At 43.2% G+C, this 15,409-nt stretch carries 8 protein-coding genes; 1 reads left to right on the top strand and 7 read right to left on the bottom strand.

Features of this window, described 5'->3' with window-relative positions; all coding sequences use genetic code 11:
- Window positions 1-102: 102 nt before the first annotated feature.
- From BLU80_RS13745 to BLU80_RS13735, 3 genes are all read right to left on the bottom strand, one after another.
- Window positions 103-1,257, bottom strand: coding sequence for a FecR family protein (locus BLU80_RS13745; protein WP_091399620.1), 1,155 nt, complete (start codon window positions 1,255-1,257; stop codon window positions 103-105).
- A gap of 66 nt (window positions 1,258-1,323) precedes the next feature.
- Window positions 1,324-1,911, bottom strand: a complete 588-nt coding sequence (locus BLU80_RS13740; protein ID WP_091399618.1) for an RNA polymerase sigma factor — start codon at window positions 1,909-1,911, stop codon at window positions 1,324-1,326.
- A gap of 391 nt (window positions 1,912-2,302) precedes the next feature.
- Window positions 2,303-3,442, bottom strand: a complete 1,140-nt coding sequence (locus tag BLU80_RS13735) for a glycoside hydrolase family 76 protein (protein WP_170831244.1) — start codon at window positions 3,440-3,442, stop codon at window positions 2,303-2,305.
- 432 nt (window positions 3,443-3,874) lie between these two features.
- Between BLU80_RS13735 and BLU80_RS13730 the strand changes: the two genes are divergently transcribed.
- Window positions 3,875-4,942, top strand: a complete 1,068-nt coding sequence (locus BLU80_RS13730) for a LacI family DNA-binding transcriptional regulator (protein WP_091399614.1) — start codon at window positions 3,875-3,877, stop codon at window positions 4,940-4,942.
- A gap of 123 nt (window positions 4,943-5,065) precedes the next feature.
- Here BLU80_RS13730 and BLU80_RS13725 read toward each other — a convergent pair whose 3' ends face one another.
- The 4 genes from BLU80_RS13725 to BLU80_RS13705 form a co-directional block, all read right to left on the bottom strand.
- Complete coding sequence (locus tag BLU80_RS13725; RefSeq protein ID WP_091399612.1) at window positions 5,066-7,522, bottom strand: glycoside hydrolase family 3 N-terminal domain-containing protein; 2,457 nt, start codon at window positions 7,520-7,522, stop codon at window positions 5,066-5,068.
- 63 nt (window positions 7,523-7,585) lie between these two features.
- Window positions 7,586-9,358 (bottom strand): beta-N-acetylhexosaminidase, encoded by a 1,773-nt coding sequence (locus BLU80_RS13720; RefSeq protein WP_091399610.1) that lies wholly within the window; start codon window positions 9,356-9,358, stop codon window positions 7,586-7,588.
- A gap of 366 nt (window positions 9,359-9,724) precedes the next feature.
- Window positions 9,725-11,632, bottom strand: coding sequence for a RagB/SusD family nutrient uptake outer membrane protein (locus BLU80_RS13710; RefSeq protein ID WP_091399606.1), 1,908 nt, complete (start codon window positions 11,630-11,632; stop codon window positions 9,725-9,727).
- Between the two features lie 18 nt (window positions 11,633-11,650).
- Entirely contained in the window at window positions 11,651-15,292 is a 3,642-nt protein-coding gene (locus BLU80_RS13705; protein ID WP_091399603.1) for a TonB-dependent receptor, read from the bottom strand.
- Between the last annotated feature and the right edge of the window lie 117 nt (window positions 15,293-15,409).

Here is a 15,409-nt window from a genome sequence, read left to right as displayed (position 1 = left end):
TTGCAATGTTTGGGTTAAACAATAAAATTTTCCTAAGCCATAATCACATCAAAACAATTAATTCCTATTAAACATCCTCTCAATTTCATTTATAATGCTGTCTTAAGAACGTATGGTCAGCACCTGTCCGTTCAGTGTATAATGAATCCCCATCCCCGCAATTAGTTTTAAAACCTGGGACAATTTCAGACTACGCTGCAGATCGCCTTCGAATTTTTGCGTACCCATCTGACCTTCATAGCGCACATCTACGTTATACCAACGCCCCAACTCCCGCATCACCGAATACAGATCCGCATTCTCAAAATGAAAAAATCCAGAGACCCAGGCAATCGAATTACCCGCATTGACACGGCTTATCTTACCATTTTGGTATTGCTGTCCGGGTGATAAAGTAAATGCTCCGATACGCACACTACCTTCCAGTAAGGTAGTCTTTACGCTGGGTTCATCACAATAGGCATTGACATCAAAATGGGTTCCTAAATCCTGAATTACATCAGCGCCCGCAACTACTACAAATGGTTGCTTCTCATTATGGACCACTTCAAAATAAGCCTCACCGTTTAACTCCACTCTTCTCTGGGATCCTCGGAATGCCGATGGAAAATGAAGCGTACTGCCGGCATTCAGCCATACTTTGGTACCATCACTTAAGACCAGTTGCTGGACGCTACCATAGGGCGTTTCCAGGGTCGCCTCATACACCCCTGCATCCGCAGTAACATTTAAAGCCTGGTCCGCCTTACGGATACCCGGACTAATGAGGCCATTGGCCGCCGTATCCAGTAAATAGGTTTTGCCCGTAGATAAAGTAAGTACCGCACCCGTATGCCCTGGCATCGCATCCTGAATAACGAGGTTTTGCGCTATTTTTGACGCAGTATTACCACTAGGTCTGCTGAAACGCCAAAGCCATCCGCCACCTAAGACCAGTCCGCAAACTATGGCTGCTGCGGCGATGCGTCTATAAGAGCGCTTCTTTCCGGCTTTTCCATCGGCACCATCGCCCGGCAACGCTTCTGCAAGGTCCGGCTCTCTGGCAAAACCCAGAATATCCGATAATATATCATCTGCCTTTGGCTGCGCTAATTCCAGGGGCGCAGTGCCGGTTATATCCAGCTTTTCCGCAATGGCGCGCAGGCGCTTTAACTCCGCCGGATCGCTGACTAGTTCAAAAAACTCAGCTTCCTCCATGGAAGTCAGTTCATCATTGATATACTTCAGCAATAAGCTTTTCAGCCTCAGATTATCCATCTATTGATTGATTTGCTATTATAAAGACCTCGGGACGAACAGATGTTATTAGGTCTTTAAAAAAAATTATTGTAAAAAAGAAAAGACCACAAGCAGGACTATCTCATAGCTATGTTCATATAAAAAGCTGCGCACCCGGCGAAGGGCAATCGTTAAATGTACGCTTACGGTAGCAGGGGACAGTCCCAGTGAGGCTGCCACTGTTTTTCGGTCCAGGCCGTTGATCCTGGTTAATTCAAAAACCTTCCGTTGTTGAGGTGTTAATAGCTGCAAAGCAGTCTGCAACAGCGACTGCACTTCTTTTAGATTATAATCTGCATCTAAAAGGGTTTGATTTTCAGAAAGTGTATACAGCTGCTGTCTTTCTGCCCTTTCCCTGGCTATTTTTTGTAATGCAGTCAGTGCCCGGTGTTTGGTTACGGTAGCAATCCAGGCCGAAAAATTTTTAATTTCAGGCAGTTTTTCCCTGTATTTCCAGATACGCGAAAACACTTCCTGAACAATCTCTTCTGCGTCCGTTTCATTTTTGGTAAACATCATGGCAATCGTATATACCTTGTCCTTGTGGGCATAAAACAGTTTTGTAAATGCCCATTCATTATTTTGAGCAATTGCTCTTAATAAACAATCGTCATCTATATGCAACCCGTCCATACGATACAATAAGTTATGCCATCTTTAAATAACCAGATACCTGTATATCATTGCTGAAACTACGATTACACACCTGAGATAACAGCTCCCCTTTAGACAACTGCCGCCTTAATCCTCAGAAAATTAAGTACTTAATTTCTCCCGGCAGTCCTGTTTTATCCAGGAAATCTAATCGCTGATCAAGCGGTCTCATCCAGCGTCCACTCTCCACAGGCCAGATATCCGATACACCAACTTATATGTACCCTTGCCGCCAGTTTACCACCATTGCAGGGACAAGTATTTTTTATGCAGCTACGCGCTGCCCATAAAAATGCCGCTGTTATTTTTTAAATACACAGCGGCCATCCGCTACAATTAATCATAGCTACCCATAAAATATCCGTATTTCTTATAATACCCCTTTTTGCTGCAAAGCCGCCAACCTGGCCAGAATCTCCAGCATGCCTCCCTGATTGACCAGATTCACCGTTTTTTGCACGCCAATCAACCCAGATGCCGCTTTATCCTCTTGAAGTACCTTATCTGTGCAACGGGCAAATGCCTGTAAATAAACTGCATTGTGCGTATGTCTGTACAGATGCTCAAAACCTCTAAGTAGTACGGCACTAAACCAGAGATCATCTCTAAAGTGGTCCTGCGCTAAAAAATAATCCGCTGCACTTTTTGCGATAGTCTTGGCTTCATTTAAATATCTGCCGTCTTTTGTCACTTCATATAAATAAACATTCGACTGCAGCATGGTACCTGTATTATAGGAAAATTTATGTTTTCCTATTTGACCGGATACTACATTTAAATTATCGTAGTACAAATTATCCGGCGCTTTTAATTGTTTATTGGTCCAGTTGTAAACAGCAAGCGCCTGGGTGAGATAAGCTTTCTTATGTGTGGCCTGATAGAGCTGTAAAAGTAAAATAATGCCCGGGCCGTTACTGCAGGTATTTTTAGTCTGCTTATCCCCTTCCCGCCAATATATACCGCCGCCTGACACCGTATCCAGCCCGGTTAGCATAAACCGGCAGATCTTCTTTCCCAATTCCAGATCTCGTTTTTTATGGCTCCTTTTATAAGCATCCATAGCTGCAATCCCAATCCACTGATTATCATCATAATACCGATCTTCTCTTTTAAAACGCCCCGGATAGGAATCATAACCCGCACTGGGAGGAGCAGGATCATCATATTTTTCAATAACCTGGTATACCTGATCCATATAATTACGACCTGGAAAAACAGTTTCCATCTGTTCTGTCGCCTGGATAAGTGCGCAAAGGGGCCATAAATAGGATACTGCATTATCCTGTTTTTCTCTGACTGCATGCTCCTTATAAAAACCACTATCCGGTAAATAGAAATGAGTATCCACAGCCTTATATAAATCCTGTAATTCGGTTGTGTAATTAATTTTTTGTCCCAGACTCACAGATACACAGCCCATGGCCAATACAGCCAGGCAACTGAGAAGCCCTCTGAAAAATAAATTTCCTACATGATAACAGTTATTTCTTACCGATAATATATTTTTCATCCTCATTTTATTATTATATAAATTTACAGTCAGTGCGAAACATACTTGCCAGCGCAATGCGCTCAGGCAGGAGCAACTTATAAGTCTCTCAGATCCCTTTTTACCGCCAGTACTTAAAAAAATAGTTTTAAAATAGCGGAAAACCTTTAACTAAGTGACAAATATAAGCGGGATGACAGTTCCATACGAAAGCTTTTCAAAGTATTGTGGATTCATTTAATAATCCTTTAAATTGCGGCCGGCCCGGAGCTCATAATATCCTCATTCCATATAAAAACGCTGCACTGCATTACCTATAATTATGCGTTTTTAATTAAATGGATTTAATTTTTTTTATTACCATTGTAACAATTACTAAATTTAATAATTGTTACAACCTGAAAGCCAGGCAATTAAAAGCCTGCACAAACAGGCAACTGAACAATCAGTAAAATGAAGAAAAAAATATCTATTCGTGACATAGCAGCCGATCTTGGCGTAGCCATCAGTACGGTTTCTGCCGTTCTTAATGGAAAAACTGAAGAAAGGCGCATCAGTGATGCCATGCGGGACCGTGTTCTGGAACATGCGAAAAAATGCGGATACCAGCCTAATTTAATTGCCCAGAGCCTCAGAACAGGCAAAAGTAAGATTCTGGCCATGTTGGTCGAAGATATAGCGGATCCTTTTTTTGCGGGTATCGCCCGGCTGGTGGAGACCAACGCTGCACTGCATGATTATAAATTATTTTACTCCAGTACCGAGAACGACCCTCAAAAAGCAAGATCTCTGATTAAAGCCTTCAGAGACCGGTTGGTGGATGGCTTTATTATTGCACCACCTCCGGGTACAGAGGCTGAAATCCAGATGCTTTTATCCGATCAGGTTCCAATGGTACTCTTTGACCGATATTTGCCGGATATTCAAACCAACCTTGTCTGTGTGGATAATTACAAAGGGACACATGAAGCCACAGAGTTATTAATAGAAGGAGGACATCAAAACATTGCTTTTATTACGCTGTCATCCCAGCAAAGCCAGATGGTTGACCGACTGGCCGGTTATCAGAAAGCCATTGAGGACCACCATTACGCTCCCTGCCTGTTAGAAATTGCCTATACCTTATCAGAAGAAGTTCTTGTCAGTCAGATTAAATATTATTTTCAGACCCAGCCTCAGATTGACGCCGTTATCTTTGCCACCAACTATCTGGCTTTAAACGGGCTCAGGGCACTCCAGGAACTTAACCGGAAAATCCCTGATCAGGTTGCCGTCATCGGATTTGACGATAATAACCACTTCAGCCTGCTAACACCCTCCATATCGGCCATCGCTCAGCCCATCGAACAAATTGCGGCAACAATCGTCAAACTACTAAAAAAAGAGCTACGGGAATCATCCGGCCTCAATCATCATCACTTCAATGAAAAGGAACAGGTCATTTTACCAACTAAACTTATCCTGCGCCATTCCTGTCCGCCCAGGCAGGCAAAATCCATGAAAACAAAGGATAAAAAATAGCGGAAAGTAAAAAATGAATGGAAGTAGCAACCGTTCACTTCCGCCATTAAAAAAGTCCAGTTGAAAAGATAAACAAATACCTTTCAATTGGACTTTTTTTTCAGCATCTATGTAGAAAAGATTTTATTCCACTTCCAGTTGTCCGGTCAGGACAATATCTGTTGAGCTATGGCAGATCATAATTTTAAAAGCTCCCGGTTCTACTACATGCTCCATCTTCCGGTTCCATAACATCAGATCGTCGGGTACTATTTTAAATTGCACCGTCTTTGTCTCTTTTGGTTTTAGATGTACTCTTTCAAAACCGCGCAGATTCTTTTCGAAGGTAGTTACGGAACTGAGCAGGTCCCGGGTATAAAGTTGCACTACATCATCTCCTTCCCTGCTACCGGTGTTGGTGACATCTACATAGACGGTAGTCGTGCCATCCGTTTTTATTTTGCCAGGTGTTACCCTCAGATTCGTATAATTAAAACTGGTATAACTTAACCCATGCCCGAAAGCAAAGAGCAGTCCTTTAATTTTTGCGCCTTCTCCCTCATCACTCTGTGCATTTGGCTTGGACGGAAAATGAAGGGGCAGCTGTCCGACAGATTTAGGAAAGGTCAGGGTTAGTTTACCTCCGGGATTGTAATCTCCGAACAAAACATCTGCTATAGCTGTCCCACCCTGAACGCCAGGATATCCTGCATAAATAATCCCCTTGACATATTTATTAATCCAGTTAATGGTCATGGGCTGTGTTCCGATTAATACAACGACTACCGGTGTTCCGGTCGCATAAATTTCCCGAATCAACTGCTGTTGGAATCCTGGCAGGTTTAAATCCGTACTGCTTTTATTTTCTCCTGCTGTTCTTGTATTACCTCCCAGCGCAACAATGGCGACATCTGCCTGCCTGGCAACAGCTACGGCACTATCCATCATTTTTCTGGCGGCCGGATCGGGCGCCTCGGGAAGAATCTGGCTTTCGGGCCAGTTCTTATCCACCAGATCACACCCCTTTGCATAGAGCACCCTGGCAGCACCCAGCTTCTGACGCACTCCTTCTAATATATTTACGCTTGGAGACATTAAAGGACCGTAATGTGTGTGGGCGTAATCGTTATCCAGTATATTCGGACCGATCAAGGCCACTTTCCGGAGTGTTTTACTCAAAGGCAATAGCTGATCCTTATTTTTCAACAGTACAATACTTTCTCTGGAGGCCCTAAGGGCCACCGCCTGATGATCCGCACTGTTGACGATTGCTTTACTGTGGTCGGGGTTTTCTACGTAAGGATGATCAAATAATCCTAATTTAAATTTCACACGCAGCACATCTGCCACCCGGCTATTTAAAACAGAATCCGGCAAACGTCCTTCCAGGGCCAGTTCTCTGGCGGCCTTGATCATATTATCCGGTGGAGCAAAAGTAGTTCTGACATTCATACCCGCCATCAGCGCCTGGTAAACCGCTTCCTTAAAATCCTTAGCCACATGATGCTTGGAAAATAAATATTCCATGGCATCGCTATCACTGACCACATACCCCTTGAATTTGAATTTATCACGCAGCACATCTGTCAGCCAGTACCGGCTTCCGGTAATCGGGACGCCGTCGTAATCATTATAGGAGCACATAACCCCCATGACTTCCACGCTGTCCAGCACATGCCTGAAAGGATAGAGCAGTAAGTCCCGCATTTCCCTTTCCGGAATCTGCGGATCCGTTCTGGCTAATCCTTCTCTGGCGCCGTTATTATTACTATAAACGGCAAAATGTTTTAAAGTGGCAGCAATGCCTTGCCCCTGCATGCCACGGGCCATCCGGATCCCCATCTGAGCCACCAGATAGGGTGATTCTCCGTAGGATTCTTCGAGTCTTCCCCAGCGCTGATCACGGGCTACATCCATTATAGGTGCATATACGTTACTATATCCGAGCGCCTTTGCTTCCATCCCTTCAATAGTCCCCATCTGTCCGACTAATTCTTTATCCCAGGTCATCCCCATATTAAGAGCCGTGGGGAAGCCGGTCGCGGTATGCGCCTCAACCCCCCGAATCCCTTCATTGGTAAAATCCGCGGGAATACCCAGCCTTGTCTGTTCAATAAAAAATCGCTGCACCTCGTTCATACCCCAGATATGGTGTAATATATCCGTTGCCAGGGGTCCTTTATCAAGATGTCCCCATTGAATAAAGCCGTTAAATTCTTCATCGATATTGGCAATACCATCTTTCCAGATGGCATTTTTCCATTCTCTGGTCGGTAAAGAATCTTTTAAGATACGGTGATATCCATACAAAGTGGCCAGCTGACAGGTCTTCTCGTCCAGATTCATTCTGGAAATCAGATCGCGTACCCTGGCTTCCACACTTTGCTTCGGATCCTCATAAATATCCTTTTTACCGTTTTTATTTAAATCATTCCAACCCTTATGGTAAATTTCTTTTTTGGGGGTAAAGACCTGTCCCTCGCTGCTACCGGCCGTGGCCAGCAGCGCAGCAAAAATGCCCAGCGCCTTGAGTTCGTTTCTCCAGCGTATAGCTGGCTGCGCGTTTGCTTTATTGCCACCGGTTCTTGTTGACTTTTTCATCATTTTATTTAAACACATCTTTTATAATTTCTGTTATTTTCTTTAAGAGCAATGCAAGTAATATTACTTTGTAGGTTCAGGCGTCAGCGCCGGCGCAAATGGATTATAATAATACAAACCCGCCTTCTGGTATAATTTAAGATCAGATTTTAACACCTTTTCAAAATGTGAAAAATTTCTGACCGGCGGTTTCGTCCATCCTGCGGCAGCGAGCGCTGCCATCCTGGGAAACAGCATAAAATCCAACCTGTTGGTGGTTTGGACTGTTTCTGTCCAAAGATTCGCCTGGAGTCCCAGCACACTGCCAATATTATCCATGTGTCCGGTATAGGCGGGAGGATAAAAATCAAACACCTGTTCTAAAGAGGCGTAGGCTCCGCTCCATTTTCTACCCACCAGGTGACTGCTGTCCTGAACGAAATCAAAATAAAGCGGTATTCTTGGGCACATCACCACGTCATAGCCTCCCTGAACAGCTTTTTTAAGGGCATCCAACTTATCATGACGCCACCAGAAGATAATCGTGTTTTTGGGATTCAGTCCGGCGTCCGCGCCTTCATCCCAGGTGGCTATTTTCCGGTTGAATGTCAAGGCAGAATCGGCCATACGTCTCAAAAAATATGCTTCGACAGCTTTATTATCCTTTAGCTGATGGTGGTCCATTAATTGTCTTACGGCGGGTAACTCCCCCCAGCTGCCGTTACCAAAAGACACTTCATCCCCGCCCAGATGCACCAGATCGGCTCCAAAAATCTGACGGGCTTCCCGCAGAATATGTGTCAAAAAACTGTACGTACTATCTCTGCCCGGATTAAAAGTAAAATTGGCAAATTTACCGGTTCCTCCTCCGCTATTCTCAGGATAAGCTCTATTGGCTGCCGTTGCGTGACCCGGCATATCAATCTCAGGAATAACTTCTATGCCAAGTACCTTCGCATAGCTAACCACTTCCTTAATTTCCTCATCATTATAATACCTGGCCGCGGCTGTCGAATCCGTCTTATTGCCCACGGCACCTATACGGGTCAGCATTGGATAGCCCGGGACTTCAAAACGCCAGGCCGGCTCATCAGTTAAATGCCAGTGAAACTTATTGAGTTTATAATAAGCCATCCAGGTAAGCAGTTTTTCGACCTCAGACTTACCGAAAAAATGTCTGGATTCATCCAGCATAAGCCCCCGCCACTGATAGTTAGGCTGGTCTGTTATCTGCCAGCAGGCAATCCGCAAATCATTTTTTGACCCGGAATTGACAGCGTAATGCCCTCCTAGTTGCATCAGGCTGATTAGTCCATAGAAAAAACCGGTAGCGTCACCTGCTGTAATTACCACCTGATCCGGCAATATCTGCAACTGGTAATGGCCTTTATTCCCATTATGCTTTTCGCCATTCCGGGTGCCGGAATTTTCCAGATAACGCATAACAATCCTGCCCGCTTGCTTTGCGCTATTTTTATCCGAAACACCTGCAAAAGGAAGATCCACATCAAGTCCCAGTAATACAGATATATTCTTTTTTATTAAAGCCTGCCACTGACGACGCACATCAGCATCTATGACCACACCGGCTTTTTGATCCAGAACAATCGGAGTACTCTTTTTAAAGACAAAATATTTACCGGCAAATTTTTCCGGTAATTCATAATGATTGGGCAGTGGAATAATAGCCGGCATTGTATCCCTGAAGAATTTATCTGTGGAAAAGTTTTCAGCATGCACATAATTCGCATGTCCTGAATCTAAGGGTCCCGCCAAAGAAGGATTGGCTATTAATAAAACGCTTCCCGCAGCAATACAGGACAGATAAAATGATAACCGATTTAAAGAAAATTTCATAAATAAAAAGTTCAATAATACATTAATTAAAAGAAATCAATTTAAATCTAGCAGGCTCGGATGTAAATAGGTCCCTTAAAAATAGAAAATAGATTTCAGTTTTAGCACTTTACCGTCATCCAATTAGAATGCAACCGTTTGCGCTCTTTAAAAGATCCCCGTAAACCGCATTTAAAAAAGTCAGGACCGGGATTATATTTCTGAAACATTTCTGAAAATAAGAAAATACAACAATGGATATTTGATACCCCACCGCGAGAGGACGGAAGACAGCAGACTGCATACTTTGGATTTCCATTTAAATGTAAAGGGTTACAGAAGATTTTTATAATAAACCTCCGGTAACCCTTTCCACCACTATTTATCCTAATATATCCAGCCTGGTGTAGGCGTCAGGTTTTTATTCAACTCAATTTCTGCTTTGGGAACCGGCCAGGTATACCACTGGTCACCAATCCACTCATAGGTAGTACCTCCTGTACTTTCTGTTCCTCCCCAGGTGTTTTGGGAGAACTTCTCAGAGAACTTCGTATCTTTTAATGTCTCCCAACGCATTTCATCAAAGAAGTTAACCCCCTCACCAACTAATTCACGGCGTCGTTCATCCCGGACATAATTTCTGGCTGTATTCTGATCTGCAAAAGAGGAAGCTATCGTAGCTATGCCCACCCGGTCCCTAACTTCTTTAACCTTTTCCATCGCGCCTTTGAGATCATTTTTTTCTACCAGCGCCTCTGCCCACATCAGTAATACATCCGCATAGCGAATAATGGGCTCGTCTACGGGATTCTGTTCCCTTCTCATATATTCCAGCCCTTCTCCGATAAATTTCCGGTGTATGTACTTAAATTCCGCCTGAGCATTACAGCATCCTGAGGTATAATAAGTACTTGGCAGATTTTTATTCAGATTCGGCTCCGCCCCTGACTGATCAACATAATATTTACCGGTAACGGGAAACCGATAGGTATACATACCTTCTGCTGTTGAATTACTATTCACGCCTTCAAAGTTTGCATAAGGAGTAACAACATTAAAGGCTAGTCTGGGATCACGATGCGCATATGCTTCCTTTATACGCGCTTCATTACCTTCGGGCAGATATAATGCCTTGGCTGTCGCGGATAACTTATTTAATTCCGAATTGATTGCGGTCGTAATGGTGGGGTGAATTTCTTCGTCATTTACCTTTTCATCCCTGATAAAAAACACTTTCCTGTTGGCCGTACCATCGGCGCTCACTTTATCCCAATTGGGCAGATAATCCTCCCATTTAAATGGTTTCACCGTATTATCATCCAGTACTTCTTCGTATAAATTAACGAGTGCAGGGGTTACTTGCAGATCTGTCCAACAGCCCCGGCTATCCTGCGCCCCTTGCTGGAAGGCAGCGCAATATTTCTGAATCGCCGTACCGTATCCGGTAGGATCCTCAATATATTGAACGCTTAAAATCATCTCCTGACAGCGTTCATTTTCTTTTTTAAACAGTTTTCTATAATCCGGGAACAGGCTATATCCCATTTCACCCACTTCGGCAAAATCCGCAGCTGCTTTATCCCATTGTTTAGTCAATAGGTAAGCCCGGCCTCTGAATGCGTAAGCGGCCCCTTTACTGACCCTGCCTTCGCCCCCGATCTGGTTATCGGGTAAATTCGGTTCATCTATGGCATCGGTTAAATCCTGAATGACCAAATTCCACACATCGCTCTCACTACTTTGCGGCTTATTTGCTTCATCCGGATTAATGGGTGTCGTATAAAGGGGAACGCCCAGACCGTTTTTACCATATAACTCATTTAACCGCATATAAAAAAATGCACGCAACACTTTACATTCTGCGACTAATCTGCTTTTTTTATCCGCATCCATGGGAGCATCCGGGATATGGGCAATTGCATCATTTGCACGGTGGATCCCATCATAAAACCATTTCCATTGAAATGAGAAATATGAATTACTGGGGTTTACCGCACTGGTAAACAAATTATTGAGCCCGTATTCTCCCTGGCCCGTCATACCAAAGGCTTCATAACCATAATATCCAATATTGGTACTCGTCCCAATAAGGCCGTTACTTTGAACGGGGTGCTGCAAAGAATAATAAACACCAATGACACCTTGATCGACGAGACTTTCCGTCGTCCACATTGTTCCTGAAGAAATTTCATTGGTTGGCACCGTATCCAATAATTTATTACAAGAAGTAGAAAGGATAAGGACACCAGCCACTAATACCCATAGTCTGCAAATGCTATTTATAATATTTTTCATGTCTTTTATTTTAATCATTTAAAAGGTAAGTGTAACGCCACCAGAGAAAAGGCGAGCTATAGGATAGACAATCAGGGATCCCGCTAATTCGGGGTCAACTCCCTCAAAATTCTTATCCTTTATGGTCAACAGATTCTCCCCGGAAACAAATACCCGCAAATCACTGATTTTAGTCCTGGCCAGCCATTTTTTGGGGAATGTATAACCAATTTGCAGTGATTTTAATTTTAAATAAGAAGTGTTATATAAATAAAAAGTATTAGTTGTCATAATGGAAGTAGAGGAAAGTAATCTGGGATATTTCCCGTTTACATTTGCATCCGGGTCCGTAGCCGGATCATAATTATCATAATCCGAATTTGCTTTTACCGCATCATAAAAATAATATTTGGTCCACGCGTCAGCAGGCAGCCCGTCTCCGGTATTGGACAATATTGAGCCATTTGCACCTCTTTCATTAATATAACTATAGGAGCCCAGACGTCCGGCCCAGATGGCATTCAAATCAAATCCCCGCCAGGCGGCATTCATGTTAAAGCCAAAATTAAATTTCGGAGTGCTTGATTTTCCGGTAAATTCTCTGTCATCGTCATTACCATACTTACCATCATTATTCACGTCCGCCATGAGTAACTGGCCATACCAGATATTTGCAGCACCGGAACCAACCGTATTATTATTAAAAGAATAACCCGCTGCAATCATGGACTTCACCCATTCAAGATCAGCCTTTGTACGAACCATCCCATCTTTTGGCCCCCCGTTAGGATTTACAGAACCATCGGCATTCATATAAGTTCCGTTTCCTTGGTAGGGTTTTCTTAAAAACCACTCGTCAATCATATGCCCTTCTACTCTTCTGGTATCACTACCGGTTGAAACATCTGCTAAGTTTGTATAACGCCAGGTCGGATTACCCCAGATATCCGATGTAGAAGGATCCTGCTGATAATTTAAGGCGCCTTTAAAGCTGGTTACTTTGTTGTTATTGTAACTAACATTGGCGCTTACACCATAATGAAAATCACCCACTTTATCATTCCATCCCAAGGTAAGTTCTACTCCCTTATTACCCAGAGAAGCAGTATTAGACATTGGCGCACTGATATTACCCATGGTCAGATAAATAATGGCAGCCGTTAAGATATCGGAAGTTTTTCTATAATAAACATCTACTTCAGAACTCAATCTGTTTTGTAAAAATCTGGCTTCCAGTCCCAGATTATAAGTCGTTAATTTTTCCCAGGACAATGCAAGGTTCTGAATGGTAGACTGAATCACCCCATTTGAAACCTGTTCGTTGAAGACATTATTTACGTCTTTATACAAGGTTTGCCAATCGTAATTCCCACTTACCGTATTGCCCAGGGTTCCGTAAGAAGCTCTTAATTTCAAAAAATTAACCGCATTTGAGTAAAAGAAGGGCTCTTTGGAAATAATCCATCCGGCGGAAAAGGAAGGGAACAGACCGGTGCGATGCCCCGGTGCAAATTTTGAAGATGCATCTGATCTGAAATTCGCTTCAAATAAATATTTATTATCATAAGCATAATTCAATCTGCCAAAATAGGACAACATTGCATATTCTGTTTTTGCAGATCCGCTAATAGACTCCATGGTAGCGCCAGAGGTAATATCTGTCACGCTCCAATCCAGCAGCCCTTTCATCGTTGCACTGAATCCGCTATTTTCAGCATAATACTGCTCGTACCCCAATAGACCGCCAACATCATGTTTGCCAAAACTATGATTATACCGCATTAAAAGGTCCGCTGTATAACTGGTGGACTTGTAAGAATAACGATAAGTTGTTGCCTGGTCCAGATTGCCTATATTTTCTTTAGGTGTATCAAAACTTTCCCTGAAACTGTAACGAGGCAGGTTTTTGCTATAGTGCTCATCCTCCCTGATATATTGGCTATAATTAAACCGGGCTTCGGCAACAATACCATTCCATACATCTGCATTGACATACCAGGATGTGTTAATCCTTGAATAATCATTTTGTCCGCCGGTGGCTGCTACCTGTTGTAACAGATTATCTTTTTGCGTCGTATTCGGATCTTCGCTTGCTCCGTATAACCCTTTATATATTGGCGTCATTCCAGGGAAAGCCTGCAATAGATAGGTCATAGAGGTACTTCCCGGATCTTTAAATTCCTTTGTGGCATAAGTCTGTGTACCAAAGGTGATAAAATCCGCAATTTTGGATTCCAGGTTAATACGCACATTATACCTTTGCAATCCTGTATTAGATAAGGTCCCGGGGTTATTCTGATATCCCAGAGACATTAAATAACTGGTATTTTTACTACCACCGGAGACGGAAACGCCATAGCGCTGATAATTATCCGGCTGAAATAAAAGCTGCGCCCAGTCTGTATTTGGATAAGCCAACCAATTGGGAATGGTCTGTCCTGTAACGGGATTTGTATACATCCCGTTAGGATCCTTATCTGCGGCACGCCACTCGTCAATAGTAGAATAGGCATAATCAGGTGAAGTAGATGTTGGGTTTGCATTGACTTTCGCAATATTGTGCAATTCCATCCAGTCAGCCGTGTTGGACATAAACTTAAGATCTGTCACCGGCTTTTCACTGGCATACAGTCCGGAAAAATTCACTTTGGGTGATTGATTCCTTTTGCCTTTTTTAGTGGTTACTAAAATTACACCATTGGCTGCTCTTGAACCGTAAATAGCTGCCGATGCCGCATCTTTCAAAATAGAAATACTTTCAATATCATCCGTATTCAGGGGCACCATATCTGCCACTACCCCGTCCACCAGGATCAGCGGAGAGCTATTATTAAATGAACCTACTCCCCTAATCTGAATAGATACACTCTCATTTCCGGGGTCACCATTCCCCTGGGTAACTCTTACACCAGGTGCCGTTCCTGCCAACGCCGACGCTAAATTCGTAACAGGTCTGTTGGTCAGCTGATCACCACCAACCGTAGCCACAGAACCTGTTAAATTAACACGTTTTTGCGTTCCATACCCCACTACGACCAGGTCGTTAAGGGAGGACTGCTGCTCCTTAAGAACTACATTAATCACCGTGGCGGAGCTGACCACTACTTCCTGCATTTCATAACCTACATAGGTGAATACCAGTTCATCACCTGGTTTTGCACTGATGGAATAATGCCCGTTCTGATCCGTAAACACCCCGGCATTGCCAGATTTGATTTTAACGGTAACTCCTTCTATCGCCTTTCCTGTTGTATCCGTTACTTTTCCGTGTATCTCCTGTTGCAAGGGGGCCGGAGTCTGCAATGCCAAGGTTTCGGCAGGAGCCTTTTCTTTAATATAAACCATCTTGCCTTTAATGGAATAGGTCAATTCGATGTCTGCCAGGCAGGCTTTAAGGGCCGTATTGATATCGGCACCTGTCACATCAACGGTAATTTTAGGTATATTATTTATTAATGACTGCTTCCATAAAAAAGAATAGCCCGTCTGTTCTTTGATTTTTTCAAAGGCTGTTTTTAAAGTCGCATTTTTCAGATGCAAATTCACCTGTTGCGCGTATCCTTTTGCACTCACCTGCAGTCCAATCAATAAAAACATTAGCGCCACAAGTGGAATTTTCAGCAAACCTATCCTGGGCCTGATACCATTATAACAATGGTGGCTGTTTGTGTTGTTAACCATATTTTTTTTCAAAGTTTTGGGTTAGATAAAAAAATTATAAATCAAATGCATTAATGTTCAGACATAAGGGTGCCTCCTGCTATTATGGATATAATAGCCTCCTCTGTTCATTTTCAT

This window comes from Arachidicoccus rhizosphaerae (genome assembly GCF_900107765.1).
In the GTDB taxonomy this organism is placed as follows: domain Bacteria; phylum Bacteroidota; class Bacteroidia; order Chitinophagales; family Chitinophagaceae; genus Arachidicoccus; species Arachidicoccus rhizosphaerae.
This window is presented reverse-complemented; position numbering and strand designations above follow the sequence as displayed.